General features: G+C 71.4%; 12 protein-coding genes. 7 read left to right on the forward strand and 5 right to left on the reverse strand.

The window, feature by feature from the left end; all coding sequences use genetic code 11:
* Position 1 precedes the first annotated feature (1 nt).
* The 3 genes from VGJ14_02150 to VGJ14_02160 all read right to left on the reverse strand — a co-directional run bounded on the left by VGJ14_02150 (position 2) and on the right by VGJ14_02160 (position 5,864).
* On the reverse strand, positions 2–3,328 hold the full coding sequence (locus VGJ14_02150) for an error-prone DNA polymerase (GenBank protein HEY2831200.1): 3,327 nt from the start codon (positions 3,326–3,328) through the stop codon (positions 2–4).
* A gap of 90 nt (positions 3,329–3,418) precedes the next feature.
* Positions 3,419–5,008, reverse strand: coding sequence for a DNA polymerase Y family protein (locus tag VGJ14_02155; GenBank protein ID HEY2831201.1), 1,590 nt, complete (start codon positions 5,006–5,008; stop codon positions 3,419–3,421).
* Positions 5,009–5,072: 64 nt separating this feature from the next.
* The gene (locus VGJ14_02160) at positions 5,073–5,864 is read right to left on the reverse strand and encodes a hypothetical protein (protein HEY2831202.1); all 792 of its coding nucleotides are present in this window, start codon (positions 5,862–5,864) and stop codon (positions 5,073–5,075) included.
* A gap of 252 nt (positions 5,865–6,116) precedes the next feature.
* On the opposite strand from VGJ14_02160, the gene helR reads away from it, so the two are divergent.
* Together helR and VGJ14_02170 are read left to right on the forward strand one after the other, a co-directional pair.
* Positions 6,117–8,294: an RNA polymerase recycling motor ATPase HelR gene (gene helR, locus VGJ14_02165; protein HEY2831203.1), complete on the forward strand. Its 2,178-nt coding sequence runs from the start codon at positions 6,117–6,119 to the stop codon at positions 8,292–8,294.
* 61 nt (positions 8,295–8,355) lie between these two features.
* Positions 8,356–9,639 (forward strand): hypothetical protein, encoded by a 1,284-nt coding sequence (locus VGJ14_02170; protein HEY2831204.1) that lies wholly within the window; start codon positions 8,356–8,358, stop codon positions 9,637–9,639.
* Here VGJ14_02170 and VGJ14_02175 read toward each other — a convergent pair.
* On the reverse strand, positions 9,617–10,135 hold the full coding sequence (locus tag VGJ14_02175) for a VOC family protein (protein ID HEY2831205.1): 519 nt from the start codon (positions 10,133–10,135) through the stop codon (positions 9,617–9,619). The two genes, VGJ14_02170 and VGJ14_02175, sit on opposite strands and share 23 nt — an antisense overlap.
* Positions 10,136–10,177: 42 nt before the next feature.
* On the opposite strand from VGJ14_02175, the gene VGJ14_02180 reads away from it, so the two are divergent.
* The 5 genes from VGJ14_02180 to VGJ14_02200 all read left to right on the forward strand — a co-directional run bounded on the left by VGJ14_02180 (position 10,178) and on the right by VGJ14_02200 (position 14,649).
* Positions 10,178–11,011: a CoA ester lyase gene (locus tag VGJ14_02180; protein HEY2831206.1), complete on the forward strand. Its 834-nt coding sequence runs from the start codon at positions 10,178–10,180 to the stop codon at positions 11,009–11,011.
* Positions 11,011–11,916, forward strand: a complete 906-nt coding sequence (locus VGJ14_02185; GenBank protein ID HEY2831207.1) for a hypothetical protein — start codon at positions 11,011–11,013, stop codon at positions 11,914–11,916. The genes VGJ14_02180 and VGJ14_02185 overlap by 1 nt, the downstream gene beginning before the upstream one ends.
* Before the next feature lie 22 nt (positions 11,917–11,938).
* Complete coding sequence (locus VGJ14_02190; GenBank protein HEY2831208.1) at positions 11,939–13,276, forward strand: adenylosuccinate lyase family protein; 1,338 nt, start codon at positions 11,939–11,941, stop codon at positions 13,274–13,276.
* Positions 13,273–14,268 (forward strand): pyridoxal-phosphate dependent enzyme, encoded by a 996-nt coding sequence (locus VGJ14_02195; GenBank protein HEY2831209.1) that lies wholly within the window; start codon positions 13,273–13,275, stop codon positions 14,266–14,268. The genes VGJ14_02190 and VGJ14_02195 overlap by 4 nt, the downstream gene beginning before the upstream one ends.
* 177 nt (positions 14,269–14,445) lie before the next feature.
* A complete protein-coding gene (locus VGJ14_02200; protein HEY2831210.1) occupies positions 14,446–14,649 on the forward strand; it encodes a hypothetical protein in 204 nt (67 codons plus the stop codon).
* Between the two features lie 6 nt (positions 14,650–14,655).
* Here VGJ14_02200 and VGJ14_02205 read toward each other — a convergent pair whose 3' ends face one another.
* On the reverse strand, positions 14,656–16,116 hold the full coding sequence (locus VGJ14_02205) for a lyase family protein (protein HEY2831211.1): 1,461 nt from the start codon (positions 16,114–16,116) through the stop codon (positions 14,656–14,658).
* Positions 16,117–16,122 lie beyond the last annotated feature (6 nt).

Consider the following 16,122-nt stretch of genomic DNA (forward strand, 5'->3'; position numbering starts at 1 on the left):
GTCAGCGGAAGTCGCGCGATCGACCGCCGGTGGCCACCTGCAGGGGCGTGAACGCCTCGGCAACCAGGCTGATCACCTCATCAGTGCGTTCCAGCCGGCCACGGACGATCAGCGCCGCACTGTCCCGGGCGATCCGGCGATGCCGGGCCCAGGCACCGGGTGAGCAGATCACGTTGAGCATGCCGGTCTCGTCCTCGAGGTTGAGGAAGATGGTCCCGGACGCCGTCTGCGGCTGCTGACGGTGCGTGACCACCCCGGCCACGCTCACCCGGTCCCGATTCCGCCGCTCCCCCAGCCCGGCCACCGACAGCACCCCGTCAGGCAGCTGTCCCCGCACGTGTTCCATCGGATGCCCGTCCGGGGTGATGCCGGTGGCCCACAGGTCGGCCATGGTCTGCTCGACGACGGTCATGGCGGGCAACTGGGGCGCCCGCCCGCCGAGCACGGTGCCCGCCAACCGGTCCGGCCGGTTCTCGGCCACCGCACCGGCCGCCCACAGTGCCTCCCGCCGGGCCACACCCAGACCGTCGAAGGCGCCGGCGGTGGCCAACGCCTCGATGTGCGCCGCCCCCGCGCCGGTGCGCAACGCGAAGTCGGCCAGGTCGGCATACGGGCGACCGGCGGCGATGCGTTCGGCCAACTCGCTGCCGATGCCGCGCACCGAATCGATGCCCAGCCGCACCGCGGCCCGGCCAAGCACGGTGCCCGGCTCGGCGTCGTCGGGACCGTGCGGTTCCAGTCCGGCCGACGCCGCGGAGACGTTGACCTCCGGGCGGCGCACCTCGACGCCGTGCCGGCGGGCATCGGCGACCAGCGACTGCGGGGAGTAGAAGCCCATCGGTTGGGCGTTGAGCAGCGCGGCGCAGAACGCCGCCGGGTAACGCAGTTTGAGCCAGGAGCTGGCGTAAACCAGCAACGCGAAGCTGATCGAGTGGCTCTCCGCGAAACCGAAGTTGGCAAACGCGGCGATCAGGTTGAAGATCTCGTCCGCGGTGGCCCCGGTAATGCCGTGGGTGCGGGCCATCCCCTCGTACAGCTCGGCGCGCAACGCGGCGATCTGTTCGGCGGAGCGTTTGGAGCCGACCGCGCGGCGCACCCGGTCTGCCTGGGTGGGCGTGCAGCCGGCCGCGTCGACGACCATCTGCATGAGCTGTTCCTGGAACATCGGCACGCCGAGGGTGCGGCGCAGGCAGTTCTCCAACGACGGGTGCGGATAGGTGATCGGCTCCTTGCCCGCACGCCGACGGATGAACGGGTGCACCGAGCCGCCCTGGATGGGGCCGGGACGGATCAGCGCGATCTCCAGCACCAGGTCGTAGAAGCAGCGCGGTTTGAGCCGGGGCAAGGTGGCCATCTGCGCGCGGGACTCCACCTGGAACACCCCGACCGAATCGGCCCGGCACAACATGTCGTAGACCTCGGGCTCCTCCTTGGGCAGCGTCGCCAACGTCCACTCGGTGCCGTGGAAGTCCTTGACCATGTCGAAGCAGCCGTGCAACGCGGCGAGCATGCCCAGCCCGAGCAGGTCGAACTTGACCAGGTTCACCAACGGGGAGGCGCAGTCGTCCTTGTCCCACTGGATGACCGTGCGGTTCTCCATGCGCGCGTGCTCGACCGGCACCACCTCGACCACCGGCCGGTCGCAGATCACCATGCCGCCGGAGTGGATGCCCAGATGCCGCGGGAACCGGGCCACCTGCGTGGCCAGCTCCAGCACCTCGTCGGGAATGTCGTCGTGGTTGGTCGGGGTGGCGTCGTACCTATGTGCCTCGCGGGCGAAGGCGTCCTGCGCGCCCAGGGAGTAGCCCAGCGCCTTGGCCATGTCCCGCACCGCCGAACGCGGCCGGTAGGAGATCACGTTGGCCACCTGGGCGGCATGCCGGCGGCCGTAGCGGGTGTAAACGTGCTGGATCACTTCTTCGCGACGCTCGGACTCGATGTCAATGTCGATGTCCGGTGGCTCGCCGCGCTCCGGAGACAGGAAACGTTCGAACAGCAGGTCGTAATAGACGGCGTCCACCGCGGTGATGCCCAGCGCGTAACAGACCGCGGAGTTGGCCGCCGAGCCGCGGCCCTGGCAGAGGATGTGCTGCGCGCGGGCGAATTCGACGATCTCGTGCACGATGAGGAAGTAGCCGGGAAAGTCCAGCTGCTCGATCATCGCCAGCTCGTGGTCGATCTGCGCGTACGCCCCGGGTTGGCGTTCCGCGCCGCGTGGGCCGTAGCGCTCCGCGGCGCCGCGCTCGGTGAGCTCACGCAGCCAACTCATCGCGGTGTGGCCCGGCGGGACCGGGAAGTCCGGCAGCCGCGGGCGGATCAGCGCCAGGTCGAACGCGCACTGCGCGCCGAACTGCGCGGCCCGGGCGACCGCGTCGGGGTATCGGGCGAAGCGCCCCCTCATCTCCGCACCCGTATGCAGGTGCGCGGTACCGGCGGCGGGCAACCAGCCCGCCAGCTCGTCCAGGCTGCGCCCGGAGCGCACCGCGGCCAATGCGGTGGCCAGTCGACGCCGGTTCGGTGCGGCGTAGTGCACGTTGCCGGTGACCACGGTGGGCACCCGGGACCGGGCGGCCAACTCGACCAACGCGTCGATGCGTTCGGAGTCGGTGGGATGCCCGTGGTCGGTGAGCTCGACGGCGATGTTTTCCTTGCCGAACAGCGCAATCAGCCGGTCCAGCTCGCGGGCCGCGGCAGCCGCGTCACCGCCGGCGAGCGCGGCGGGCACGGCGCCCTTGCGGCACCCGGTGAGCACCAACCAGTGCCCGTCCGCGGCGGCACCGAGAGCCTCCAGATCATGCACCGGGCGGCCCTTCTCCCCGCCCGCGGCGTGCCCGTCGCTGATCGCGGTGGACAGCCGGGCGTAGCCGTCCGGGTCGCGGGCCAGCACCAACAGGTGGTTGCCCTCCGGATCGCAGATTCCGTTCTGAGGCTGCGTCAGACCGAGACTGAGCTCCGCACCGAACACCGTGGGCAGCCGGTAGCGGGCGGCCGCCTCGGCGAATCTGACGACCCCGTAGAAACCGTCGTGGTCGGTGATGGCCAACGCGGACAGCCCGAGCCGCACCGCTTCCTCGACCATCTCCTCGGGGTGCCCGGCGCCGTCCAGGAAGCTGAAGTTGGTGTGCGCGTGCAGTTCCGCGTACGGGACGGTGTCGGTGACCGGTTCGATGGCGCGGGGTTTGTAGGGCGCGCGGTGGTGGCTGCCCGGCCGTTCCGGTTCCTCGCCGAAGGCGAGCTTGGGCGGTCGGTTCTCCCCCCGTGGGTTGAACTTGCCGGACAGCCGACGTTCCAGCTCCCGCCACGGCATCGGCGGGTTCCCCCACCCCATCGCTTCACCTCCCTTCACCCCCGTTGCGTCTCACCCCCGTTGCGTCCGAAGAAGTGGGGGTACCCGGACACTGTTCTTCGGACGCAACGGCTAGTCGTAGACGGCCTCCACCGACCAGGCGCCGTCCTCGAACACCAGCAGCCAACCGGTGCCGTCGGCGGTGGCCACCTGAAAGCGGACCCGGACCCGCGCGGTGCGCGCGTCCCACCAGCGTTCCTCGGCCGGCCACGGCCCGGCCCAGGACAGCACTGGGCGGGGCGGGTCGCGGCCGATGAGCAACCGGACGGGCGGCGCGGAGACCGCGTAGCGGGTGGTGACGGTGACCGGGTGGCCGCCGTCGTCGAGCACCCGGGCCTGCACCGGGGTGGGCGGCACCAACGCGGGGCTGGGCGCGGGCACCCGGCCGGGCCAGGGCCCGTCACCCTTCCCGTCCTCCCGCGGGTCGCCCCAGGGCACGTAGCGGACCCGGTCGGCCGGGCCGCGGCCGCCGCCGAGCACCGCGGTGAGCACGGCGGGTTGGCCGAGCATGCCCTGCACCCGGGACAGCGCACGCCCGGCCCGTTCGGCTCCCTCGGCGTCGCCACCGGCGGACCACAGGCCGAGTTGGTCGCCGGCATGCGGAATCACCTCGTCCGGGACCAGCCGCAGCACGCTGATCCCCGACCGCGGGCGGCCGGTGGTCAGCCACCCGTCGAGCTGCCAGCGCACCCGGTCGGCGACCGCGGCCGGGCTGAGCACGCCCTCGTGCCGCCACACGCGTTCGTGCCGTTCGCCGTGCTCGGTCTCCGCCTCGATGCGCAGCCGGGTGCAGCCCAGGCCGAGCGCGGCCAGCCGTTCGTGCAGCGCGTCGGCCAGTGGGCGGGCGGCGAACGAGGCGCGCTCCACCGACTCCGCGGGCGGATCGAGGGCGGAGGTCACCACCAGGTCCGGCGGTGGGCGACGGGCCGAGGGCGGACGTGGATCCAAACCGCGGGCCAGCCGGTGGGCCAGCGCCCCGTCGGCGCCGAACCGGGCGATGACATCGGCGGCGGGCAACGCCCCGAACTCCCCCAGCGTGCGCAGCCCCAACCGGCGCAGCAGGTCGGCCAGTTCCGGGCGCTCCAGGACGTCGAGGGGATGCGGCGCGAGGAACTGTGGGGTGACGCCGGGCGGCACCACGGTGCCCGACCGGGCAGCCAATTCGGCGGCGAAGGCGCCCTCGGCGACCCCGGCCCGGCAGCGGTCTCCGGGGCCGGCCGCGGAGGCCTCCTCGGCCAGCCTCGCCGCGGCCGGCGCGTCCCCGCCGAAGTAGCGCGCCGGACCGCGGGCGGAGACCGTGCACAGGCCGGGCCGGACGATCTGCACACCGGGAGCCAGCACCTCGACGGCGACCACCACGGGTTCGAACGCGCGCGCCTCCTCGGCCGGGTCGCGCTCCAGGGTGGCCAACGTCGGGCAGCGGTACTGCGCCTCGCGACGTCGCAGCCCGCGGCGCACCCCGACGGCCCGGGCGGCAGCGGTGCAGGACAGCACCACGCCGGTGTGAAACACCGCGGCCGGGTCGCCGGGGGGCAGGCCCGCCGCGGCGGCCGCGGCCAGCACCGGCCAGTCCGGTGACCAAACCGCGATCGTGCGCCCGGCCGGGCGCTCCTCGGCGGCGTCGCTCGGGGGGGCCGAGCGAACCGTCGAGGAGGGGGCCATGTCGGCCACTGTGCTCGAACAATTGTTCGAACGTCAATACAGATTGGCGTGTCGTGGAGGGCCTTTACTCAGCCCGTCGCCGCCCTACCCACCCCCTTACGTCCGAAGAACCGCGCGCTATAGCGACCGTTCCTTCGGCCGCAAGCGAGGGGGGCCCGACGTCGGACAGGTGCAGGTGCACGCTGCGTTCCGCACCGGGCACGCCGCGGCCGCGCGCGGACACCCGCAACCGCCGGGAGCGCAGCCGACCGTGCCCCGCGCCCAGGCCATCCCAGGCCAGCTCGTCGCAGGACAGCCGCAGGTCCGCCCCCGGCCAGGGGCCCAGCGAGACCAGCACGCTGCCGTGGTGCCGGGCCCGACCGGCCAGCGCCCGGGCGTCACCGGGGGTGAAGCCCTCCGGTGGGCGCACGGCGACCAGGTCGAAACCGTCGAACAACGCCCCCACCACGCGGGACCAGGCCCGGCCGGGCGCGGGGATCAACGCCAGTCGGGCCAGCTCCACCCCCGTCTCCGCCGCCGCCGCCAATCCGACGCCCGGCGCCCCGACCAGCGCGCACCAGGAGCCCGTCGCCGAGGCCTCGGCGAGCAGCAGCAGCGCGAGCGTGCTCCCCCCGGCCGCCACCCGCTCGTGGTAGCCCGCGCCGTCGACGTCCCCGTCCCGCCGGGAGTGCCCGAGCGAGACCGGCCCGGTCAGCCCGACCTCGACCGTGCTCCCCTTGCGCAACCCGCCACCCATCAGCAACGGCCGCAACGCCGCCACCACCGGCAACACGGGCGCCACCGGCGCGACCGCAGACGCCCGCCGCACGGCACCGTCCGGCAGCCGGGCAAGAAGTTCGGCGACGTCGGCGGGCACACCCCATCATCGAACACACGTTCGGATGATCGCAATGCCCCGATCGCTTGCGCATGTCATGCGCCAATGGGTCTTGTCATCCGTCTGGACGCCTGACAAGACCGTTCTGCCCATGACATGCGCAAGGGTGGAGCCGGACCCGGGCAACAAAAAAGGGGCGGAGCCGCAGCTCCTCCCTCACTTTCAAGGTATAGCCGAACCGGGGGCTTGCGGCAAGGCCCCGGTCGGGCCGCACAATCGCGGAGCTGAGCCATGAACCGGGGGGACGTGGACAACCTGACCAGCAGCGCATTCGAGCTTCCCGAACACCTGTCCGCCAAAGCGGATCCGACGCTGATCGGTGACGACGAACGGCACTTCGCGGCGATCGGCGCCGCGCTCGCGGAGTCCATCGCCGACCTCTCGCAGCGCCTGGCCGACCAGCTGCGGGCGCCCGGCGCTCGGGGCCAGGCGGTGATGGAGCGGGACCTGGAGGTGCACCGGCTGACCTCCCGGCTGAACGCGCTGCGCCGCTACGGCCTGGACCTGTGCCTGGGCCGGATGGTGCCCGCCGACGGCTCCGCGCCCGTCTACATCGGCCGGCTCGGACTCACCGACCCCACCGGGGACCGACTGCTCGTCGACTGGCGCTCCCCGGCCGCCGAGCCGTTCTTCGGCGCCACCCACGCCACCCCGATGGGCCTGGCCAGCCGGCGCCGCTACCGCTGGACCAAGGGCAGGATCAGTGACTACTGGGACGAGGTCTTCACTCCCGACGGGCTGGACGGACACGCCGCGCTGGACGACCAGTCCGCGTTCATCGCCAGCCTGGGCAGCACCCGCAGCGACCGGATGCGTGACGTCCTGGCCACCATCGCCGCCGACCAGGACGCCATCATCCGGGCGAGCGCCAAGGGCGCGCTGATCGTGGACGGGGGTCCCGGCACCGGCAAGACCGTGGTCGCGCTGCACCGCGCCGCGTACCTGCTGCACGCCGACCCGCGCCTGCAACAGCAGCGCCGCGGCGGGGTGCTGGTGGTCGGCCCGAGCCGGCCGTACCTGACCTACGTCGCCGACGTGCTGCCCAGCCTCGGCGAGGAGGGCGTGCGCACCTGCACGCTGCGCGACCTGGTGCCCGAGGGCGCCACGGCCCCGATCGAGGACGATCCCGCGGTCGCGCGGCTGAAGGCCGACCTGGACCCGCCGGCGGTGCTCGAGGCAGCGGTGGCGATGTACGAGGAGCCGCCCACCAAGGCCATGGCCATCGACACCCAGTGGGCCGAGGTCCAGCTCACCGTCGGTGACTGGGCGGAGGCGTTCGGGGCCGCCGAGTCCGGCATCGCGCACAACGACGCCCGCGAGGTCATCTGGGCCGAACTCCTCCGGCTCCTCATCGAGAAACATGACGCCGAGGTGCCGGCGAACCAGGTACGTCGGGTGCTCAACGAGCACAGCGACCTGCGCGAGGCGTTCAACCGAGCCTGGCCACTGCTCGAACCGCCCGACATCGTCGGCGACCTGTGGTCCGTGCCCGCCTACCTGCACAAGTGCGCGCCGCACCTGGCGGTTGACGACGTGCGCCGACTGCAGCGCCCCGACGCGGCGGCCTGGACGGTGTCCGACCTGCCGCTACTGGACGCCGCCCGGCAGCGGATCGGCGACCCCGCGATGGCGCAGACCAAACGGCGGCGCACCGCGCAGGCCGCGGCCGCCGCCGAGGAGATGCAGCGGGTCGTGGAGACCATCATCGAGGCCGACCACGACGGCGAGGCCGCGGTGACCATGCTGCGCGGCGAGGACCTGGTGGCCGCGCTGGCCGACGAGTCCGTACTGTCCGTGCTCATCGTGGACGCGCTGGCCGGCCCGTTCGCGCACATCGTGGTTGACGAGGCGCAGGAACTGACCGACGCGGAGTGGCAGATGCTGCTCTCCCGCTGCCCGTCGCGCAGCTTCACCGTGGTCGGCGACCGCGCCCAGGCCCGCCACGGGTTCACCGAGTCCTGGCACGAGCGGCTCAAGCGGGTCGGCTTCGACCACCTGAACCTGGCCACGCTGAGCATCAACTACCGCACCCCGGCGGAAATCATGGCCGAGGCCGAGCCGGTCATCCGCGCGGTGCTCCCGGATGCCAACGTGCCGACGTCGATCCGCAGCAGCGGCATCCCCGTCCGACACGGATCGGTGGCCGAACTGCCGTCGATTCTCGACGCGTGGCTGGCGGACAACATCGAGGGAATCGCTTGTGTCATAGGCGATCCGCGCGTCCAGCCCACCCGCCGCATCCGCTCGCTGACCCCGGAGCTGGCCAAGGGTCTGGAGTTCGACCTGGTCGTGCTCATCGACCCGGAATTGTTCGGCACCGGCATCGAGGGCGCGGTGGACCGCTACGTCGCGCTGACCCGCGCGACCCGGGAACTCGTCATTCTCCGTACGCCGGACCCGTCCGACTGACAAGTACTGTCGCTGCATCAGATCGGCTCCACGACGGGCCGGCAGGACGGCGGGACACTCAATGACTGCGCCAGACGCGCACGAATCCACGGCGCTGACGCCGCTGCTACGGGACTCCATGGTCGAGTGGGACGTGCTTGCGCAGCGCTATTCCGGGTTGCTGCGACTGGTCGACACGTTGATCGGAGTGGTGCCCAACTGCGACCGGTATCTGGAGATCTGGCCGCCCGCATTCCGGACGTACAACATCATGGTTCCGAACCTGTTGAATCTCCCCGTCCCGGTGTTCGGCGTCGGCGGCCCACCCGCTGCAGTTGTCGGCCTCGCCATGTACGTATCGAGTCGCACCGCCGGTTGCGCCTACTGTTCGGCGCACTCCTGTTCGTTCGCCCTTCGCCGCGGCGCAACACCGGCGAAGGTCGCGGCTGCGCTTGTCCCGGAGCAGAGTTCGTTCTCCCGGGGAGAGCTGGCGACCGTCGCGGTGGCCCGATCGCTGGGATCCATGCCCTGCGAACTGGCCACGGCCGAGCGCGACGAGCTGGTCGCGGTCTACGGCGAGCGGAACGCCGAATGGATCGCGCTGGCCGCGGTCATGATGGGGTTTCTGAACAAGTTCATGGACGCCATCGGCGTCGAGCTCGAGCAGCCGACAGCAGCCGAAGTGGCGGGCACCATGGGAGCTGACTGGTCGGCGGGCAAAGCCGGCGTCGGCCTCGACCCGGGTTCACCCGCCAAGCCCGCGCCGCCGGCCGACGGGCTGCGCACCAAGCTGAGTGTGTTGCCGCTGCTTCCGGCCGCGATCCGTTTTGACCGTCAGGCCCAGCAGGGCACACCGAAACGGTGGCCGGAAGTGGGCCACTATTTGGCCGAGCGCACCGGTCACAACTTCCCGGTGCTGGCGAAGCTGCACTCGTCCCGTGCCCGTCGCAGCATCGCGTCCATGCTGCGGGAGAACCTCGATCCGGAATCCTCGGTCATCGGCATCGAGCAGAAGGTGACGGCGGGCGCCGTCTTCGCGACGGTCGTCGAGAACGGGCGACTGCTCGACGACATCCGGGCCCTGGCGCGGCACACCGGCGTCGAGGACGCCTGCTTGCAGGCGGCAGTGGATTTCGCCGGGGGTACCCAGTCGGCGGCCCTGCCGGACGACCCGTCGACGTCAGCGATGCTCACGTTGGCGCGGGCCGCCGCCTACAGCCCTGCCCGCATCGATGCCTCGACCCTGGCCGCATGCCAGGCTGCCTGCCTGCCGGCGCCCGCGGTCGTCGAGCTGATCACCTGGCTCTCGGTCATGCAGATGTTGCACCGGTTGACCTGCTACCTCACGACCGCGGGATCAGCGTGAGGCCCTCGAACTCGCCGAGCGCCTCGCGGTAGACCTCCAGGCCGACGCCGTTGGGGTCGCGGAAGTACATGCTGTCCTCGACGCCGCGGTCCGGGCCCAGGTAGTCGATGCCGGCCCCGTCCAGCTTGGCCTTGATCTGGTCGAAGTGCTCGGCGTCCACGGACAGCGCCAGGTGCTGCACGGCGCCGATGGTCTCGGAGAACGCCGGGTGGTCGTGACCGGGGAAGTCGAAGAAGCCGAGCATGTTGCGGTTGCCGATGTCGAAGAAGAAGTGCGCGGAGCCCTTGTAGTCGCGGTTCTCCACCAACTCGACCAGCGGGAAGCCGAGGAATTCCTGGTAGAACTCGATGGTCTCCTCGACGTCGGAGCAGATCAGCGCCAGGTGATGCACGCCACGGGTCGGCGGGCTGCCGGCCGGGCTGTGCAGGTACTTCGCGCGCAGTTCCTTGCGATGGGCCCGGATGGCTTTGAGTTCGTCACCCTGTGGTTGGGGCATTGGCCACACCTCCGATCGGCGATTGCCCACGATAATCGCCGCATGTCCACCGCCGGCCTGGCCACCGTCACCAGCCTGCTGTTCGTCCCCGGTCACCGCCCGGACCGCTTCGCCAAAGCGGCCGACGCCGGTGCGGGCGCGATCATCCTCGATCTGGAGGACGCCGTCGCGCCGGAGGACAAGGACGCCGCCCGCGAGCACGTCGCCGCCTGGCTGGCCGACGACGGCCGCGGCATCGTGCGGATCAACGCGCCGGGCACTTCCTGGTACGCCGAGGACCTCAAGGCCGTGGCCGGCCACCCGGTGATGCTGCCCAAGGCGGAGACCGCAAACCAGGTCGCCGAGGTGGCCGCCGCACTCGGCCGGGATCCCGCCGTGCTGCCGCTCATCGAGACCGCCGCGGGCATTCTGGCCGCCGCGCAGATCCTCGCCGCGACCGGAGTGGTGCGCGCCGCGTTCGGCTCCATCGATTTGTCCGTCGGCCTGGGCGTGGATCCGGAGGACCGCACGGCGCTGCTGTTCGCCCGCTCGCGGTTGGTGCTGGCCTCGGCCGCCGCCGGGGTGGCCGGGCCGGTGGACGGCGTCACCACCGACGTCACCGATGAGACGCGGCTGGCCGCGGACGCCCGGCACGGCGCCGCGCTCGGCTTCACCGGGAAACTGTGCATCCACCCGCGCCAGCTGGCCGTCGTGCACGAGGCCTTCCGCCCCTCCGACGACGAGCTGCGCTGGGCCCGCCACGTGGTCGAGGCCTTCTCCAACGCGGGGATCAGCACCCTGGACGGAAAGATGATCGACAAGCCGGTGGTGGACCGCGCGCGCCGCATGCTGGCTCGGGTCGGCGAGGGCGCAGCGGTACCGTCACGGACGTGCTGATGAGACGGATGCAGCGGCCGGGCCCGAACACCTGGTCCCATCCGTACCGTGGGCTGTCCATGCAGGAGGTCGACTTCCGGCTGACCACCCCGGCGATCCTGGAGTATCTGGACGGCCGCGAGGTCTACCGGCGCACGGATTTCCTGGCGCTGCGACACCGGGACAACACCGCGTTGGTGATGGTGGAGAAGGCGAGCACCGAGCCGCTGTTCTCCCCGGTCACCGACGCGATCGTGCTGGCCGGCCCCGACGAGGTCGCCTATGTCGAGGACCAAAGCGTCGACGTGGGCAACGCCAGCGCACTGGCCCGGGCCGCCGACCGGAGCAAGCCGGCCACCGTCGTGCTCGGCATGTTCTCCCACGTCAACTTCATCTACCGACCGCAGCCAATCACGGTGCGGGTCACCGAGGTCGTCCCGCCGTGGCCGCCCAAACTGCTCACCCAGGCCCAACAGGTCGTCGACTTCGATGAGGACCTGCCACCCATCGAATTGGTGCTGGACGCGGTGCGCGTCGAAGACCTGGCCGTGGCCAACCCCGCCGACCACTACCTGCTGCCCTGCCGCGGATCCGGGGCCGGCATCCCCGGCTCCGATGTGGCGTTCCTGGACACCCGCCCGGCCACCCGGCAGGACTGGTTGCTGATCGGCTGCGAGCGGTCCATGCAGCTGCATCGGCATTTCTACGGCGACGAGCCCCGCCAGGTGGACCTGTGCCCGCGCGCCCGACTCGCCGCGGACGCCGCGTTCCACGCCGGCGACGAGCGCGCGCTGATCAAGTGCTGCCTGATCGAGCGCGGCCTGGAGGTCGACGAGCGCTCCGCGGTGGTGCCGTGGGGGGCAAACCTGGACGAGATCCGCCAGGGTCTGCGGCACCTGCTGCTACCCGGAGCCGACGGGGCCTGAGTCCCCCGGGAACCTTTCGATCATGAGCTCGCACCTCGCCGATTCACAGATCTACGGCCACCTGTGGACCACACCGACGTTGCACGCGCTGTTCGACGACGCCGGGCGTACCCAGGGCTGGCTGGACGTGCTGGTGGCCCTCGCCGAGGCCCAGCACGAGGTCGGTCTGCTGCCCGAGGGGGCCGCCGCGGCGATCCGCGAGCACGCCAGGGTGGATCGGTTGGACCTGGCGGCGGTGGCCGCCCAGACGCGGGCCACCGGTCATTCCACCCTCGGTCTGATCCTCCAGCTGCGCACGGTGCTGCCCGAATCGGCGCGGGAGTGGGTCTACTACGGCGCCACCGTGCAGGACGTCACCGATACCTGGACCGCACGCACCATGCTCGCCGTGCTCAACCAACTGGAGCGTGACCTCACCCGCTGCCGCCGGGCCGCGCTGGTGCTCGCGCGTACCCACCGGGACACGGTGATGTGCGGTCGTACCCATGGCCAGCCGGGCCTGCCGATCACCTTCGGGTTCAAGACCGCGGTGTGGGCAGACGAACTGGGACGGCACGCCGAGCGGCTGGCGCAGGCCCGCCCCCGCATCGGCGTGGTGCAGTTGGGCGGGGCCCTGGGCACCATGGAGTTCTGGGGGCCGGCCGCGCCGCAATTGCTGGACGCCTTCGCCCGCCGCACCGGCCTGACCACCCCGGACGTGCCCTGGCTCACCGCCCGCGACCGAGTCGCGGAATTCGCCACCCTGCTGGCCATGATCACAGGTACGTTGGCCAAGATCGGCAACGAGATCTTCGAGCTCTCCCGCCCGGAGATCGCGGAGGTTTCCGAACCGTTCACCGAGGGCACGGTGGGCAGCATCACGATGCCGCACAAACGGAATCCGGAAATCGCCGAGCACCTGGACACGCTGGCCCGGCGGGTTCGTCTGGATGCCGCGTCCTGTCTGGAGGGTCAGATCGCTCTGCACGAACGCGACGGTCGCAGTTGGAAGGCGGAATGGCTGGCCGTCCCCGAGGCGAGCCAATTGTCCGGGGCCGCGCTCAGCTTCGCCGCGCGGCTGTTGGAGGGACTGAACGTGGACGCGGAACGCATGCGGGCGAATCTGGACGCCCGGCGCGGCTTCCTGCTCTCCGAGCCGATGATGCGCGCGCTGAGTGACCGCATCGGCCAACATGCCGCGCACGAGGCCATGTACGAAACCGCGATGGCCGCTCTCGCCGAGGGTGTCGACCTGCCCGCCGCGGTGGCCGCGCGCGGATTGCTGACGGCAGATCAGCTTGCGGCCGCCACCGACCCGCACGCGGCGCTGGGCGCGGCCACCACGTTCGTCGATCGAGTGCTCGCCCGAGGAGGCGCATGACCACGGCTGCGGCGCGCGCCAGTTGGGCCGCTTTCGTACGCCGGCCGCGAGTGCGGCTGGGTACCCTGCCCACGCCGCTGCACCCGGCGCCACGGTTGTCCGAAGCGGTCGGCGTGGAGATCTGGCTCAAACGTGACGACCTGACCGGCTTGGGCCTGGGCGGTAACAAGGTCCGCGTGCTGGAGTTCGTGCTCGGCGACGCCCTGCAGCGCGGCGCGGACACGTTGATAACCGGCGGCGGGCCGTCGTCGAACTGGGTGATGCTGGCCGCGCTGGCCGCCCGCACCCGCGGGCTACAACCGATCCTGGTCATTTACGGCGAGCCCGTGCCATTGGTCGGCAACCTGGCCCTGGCCGAACTGGCCGGCGCGGAGATCGTGTTCACCGGTGAGCAGGACCGCGCGTCGGTGGAACGTGGCATCGACGCACTCGGCGCACAACTGCGCGCGCAGGGCCGCAACCCGTACCTGCTGGGCCGCGGTGGCGCGAGCGCGGTGGGTGCGCTGGGTTACGCAGCGGCCACCCTGGAACTGGTCACCCAGACTCGCGAGCAAAATCTGACCGCACATCAGTTGTGGTTGGCCACCGGCTCGTGCGGCACCCAGGCCGGACTGGTGGCCGGGCAGGCCTGGCAGGCCTGGCAGCAACCGAACTGGGCCGTGCACGGGGTAACCGTCAGTCGCCCGGTGTCCGAATGCGTGCAGCGCGTGTGGAACATCGCCGCGGAGGCCTGCGGACTGCTCGAAGTGCCACCGTGGGACCAGCCACCGATCGTGCACCCGGACACCGGGGACACCGAGTACGGCAAACGGTCCGCGGCCGCGGACACCGCCGCGGAACTGGTGGCCCGCACCGAGGGCGTGTTCCTGGACCCCGTCTTCGCCGCCAAGGGGATGGCCGGGTTGCTGGCCGCCACCGCCGCAGGTCAGGTGACCGGTCCGGTGATTTTCCTGGTCACCGGCGGTGCGCCCACCCTGTTCACTCCTGCGTGACTACGCCAAATGGGTGAAACCCACCCGATCGGATGATCGCGAAGTAACCGATCGGGCCATTTCCAAGCGCGGTGAAACCGGCGGTCTGCCGGCGTGCGTCTACCTGGGGAAGAAACGCACAGCCCGCCGCACCATCCGCCCCGACCCGCCAGTCGGGTCGAGAGGAGACCGAACGTCATGCACACCTGCTCCTGGTTCGTCTCGAACGAAGAGCCGCACTGCGGTGCACCGGCCACCCATCAGGTGACCGTCACCACCACGCTGTACCGCGCCACCGTCTGGTTCTGCACCGAGCACCGCGCGCAGCAGGAAGCCAACTTCGCCCGCCGCGGGGCCCGGATCCCCAGCGCGCGGCGCGCCTCGGAGAATGTCGCGGGCTGATCGTGCTCAGCCGCCGATGCGGCGGGCATGTGCCAGTAGCGCGCCCTCCGCGGCGTCCAATTTCTCCCGCCGCTCGACCGCCCGGGCCGCGGCCGCCCGTCCGGCCTGCATCACCTCGGCCGCCATTCCCCGCACCACCCCGGGCTCGGCACCGCCCCGGGTGACCCGGGACCCCACGATCGCCCGCGGATCCAGCGCGGCACGCAGATCCAGCGCGGCCAAGCCGAAGTCCTGCCCGGCCACCTCGATCGCGCTCTTGGCCAGCAGATCGCCGGTCATGTCCACGCCCCGGATGCCCGCCGCGGCCGCGGCACGCACCGCTGCGCCCACGACGCAATACGCGGTGCGGTAGTCGATGCCGACGGTCAGCATCAGGTGCTCGGCCAGGTCGGCAGCGACCGCATAACCGTTCTCCAGCGAGGCGTACATGCGCTCGGCGTTGACGGTCAGCCCGGCGATCACGCCCGTCATCAACCGCGTCTGACGCACCGCCAGGTCCATTGCCCGGGGTACCTCGCCATAGGCGAAGATCAGGTTGTCACTGCGTGCCGACGGGCTCTTGGTGACCGCGAGCATCCCGGTCAATCGGCCGATCAACACCCCGCACTCACCGCGGATCATGGTCAGCGCGTAAGGGTTGCGTTTGTTCGGCATCAGCACGCTGGTGCGCGAGTGGCCGTCGGCCAACCGCACGTAGTCGAACTCGTTGCTGGCCCAGATCTCCAGGTCCTCGGCCAACTTGGCCGACGTGGTGGCCAGACTCGTCACCGCGGACAGCAGCGCGATGTAGCCGTCGGTCTGCCACATGGCGTCGCGGGTGTGCTCGATGATGCCGTCGAAGGCGAGCAGGTCGGCCACCGTCTCCCGGTCGCCGGTCAGCGCGCTGCCGTTCACTCCGCCCGCGCCGCCGGGACTCTGGTTCAGCCACGCGTAGGCGTCCTGCAACCGACCCAGATCGCGCTGCGCCGCGTAGGCCGAGGTGAGCAGGAAATGCCCAAAGGTGGAGGGCTGCGCGTGTTGCAGGTAGGTCTGTTCGGCCAGATAGGTCTCCGCGTGCGCCTCGGCCTGCTCGCCGATCGCGACCAGCAGCGCCGCCGCGGCCTCCACCAGGTCCAACACGTCGCGGCGCAAGCGCAGCCGCAACGCGATGCGCACCGCCTCGCGACGCGGGCGGCCCGCGTGCAACCAACCCGCGTCATTCCCGATGCGCGCGGCCAGCCAGTCCTCGCGGCAGTTGTAGAGCTCCCCGCGCGCCGGGTCGTAGCCGAACTGCGCCACCGGCGTGGCGTGTGCCTCCAGCAGTGCACCGAGCAACCGCGCGGTGGCGCCATCCGGGCCGACGCCGCGCTCGCGCAGCACCAGGACGTGCGCGATGTCCGCATAGTCCAGCGGGTGGTGCAGCAACTCGGCGTCGGCGATCTCGATCGCGAACGCGCCCTCGATGAGCTCGGGTGCGTACTCCGGCAACGACGC

The organism is Sporichthyaceae bacterium (genome assembly GCA_036493475.1).
Taxonomy (GTDB): Bacteria; Actinomycetota; Actinomycetes; order Sporichthyales; family Sporichthyaceae; genus DASQPJ01.

Bases quoted from the DNA above. Each gene is read 5' to 3' on its own strand.
- VGJ14_02200 (HEY2831210.1), top strand. From the start codon at position 14,446: ATGCACACCTGCTCCTGGTTCGTCTCGAACGAAGAGCCGCACTGCGGT.
- VGJ14_02185 (HEY2831207.1), top strand. From the start codon at position 11,011: ATGAGACGGATGCAGCGGCCGGGCCCGAACACCTGGTCCCATCCGTAC.
- VGJ14_02170 (HEY2831204.1), top strand. From the start codon at position 8,356: ATGACTGCGCCAGACGCGCACGAATCCACGGCGCTGACGCCGCTGCTA.
- VGJ14_02180 (HEY2831206.1), top strand. From the start codon at position 10,178: ATGTCCACCGCCGGCCTGGCCACCGTCACCAGCCTGCTGTTCGTCCCC.
- VGJ14_02175 (HEY2831205.1), bottom strand. From the start codon at position 10,135: ATGCCCCAACCACAGGGTGACGAACTCAAAGCCATCCGGGCCCATCGC.
- helR (HEY2831203.1), top strand. From the start codon at position 6,117: ATGAACCGGGGGGACGTGGACAACCTGACCAGCAGCGCATTCGAGCTT.
- VGJ14_02155 (HEY2831201.1), bottom strand. From the start codon at position 5,008: ATGGCCCCCTCCTCGACGGTTCGCTCGGCCCCCCCGAGCGACGCCGCC.
- VGJ14_02195 (HEY2831209.1), top strand. From the start codon at position 13,273: ATGACCACGGCTGCGGCGCGCGCCAGTTGGGCCGCTTTCGTACGCCGG.
- VGJ14_02190 (HEY2831208.1), top strand. From the start codon at position 11,939: ATGAGCTCGCACCTCGCCGATTCACAGATCTACGGCCACCTGTGGACC.
- VGJ14_02150 (HEY2831200.1), bottom strand. From the start codon at position 3,328: ATGGGGTGGGGGAACCCGCCGATGCCGTGGCGGGAGCTGGAACGTCGG.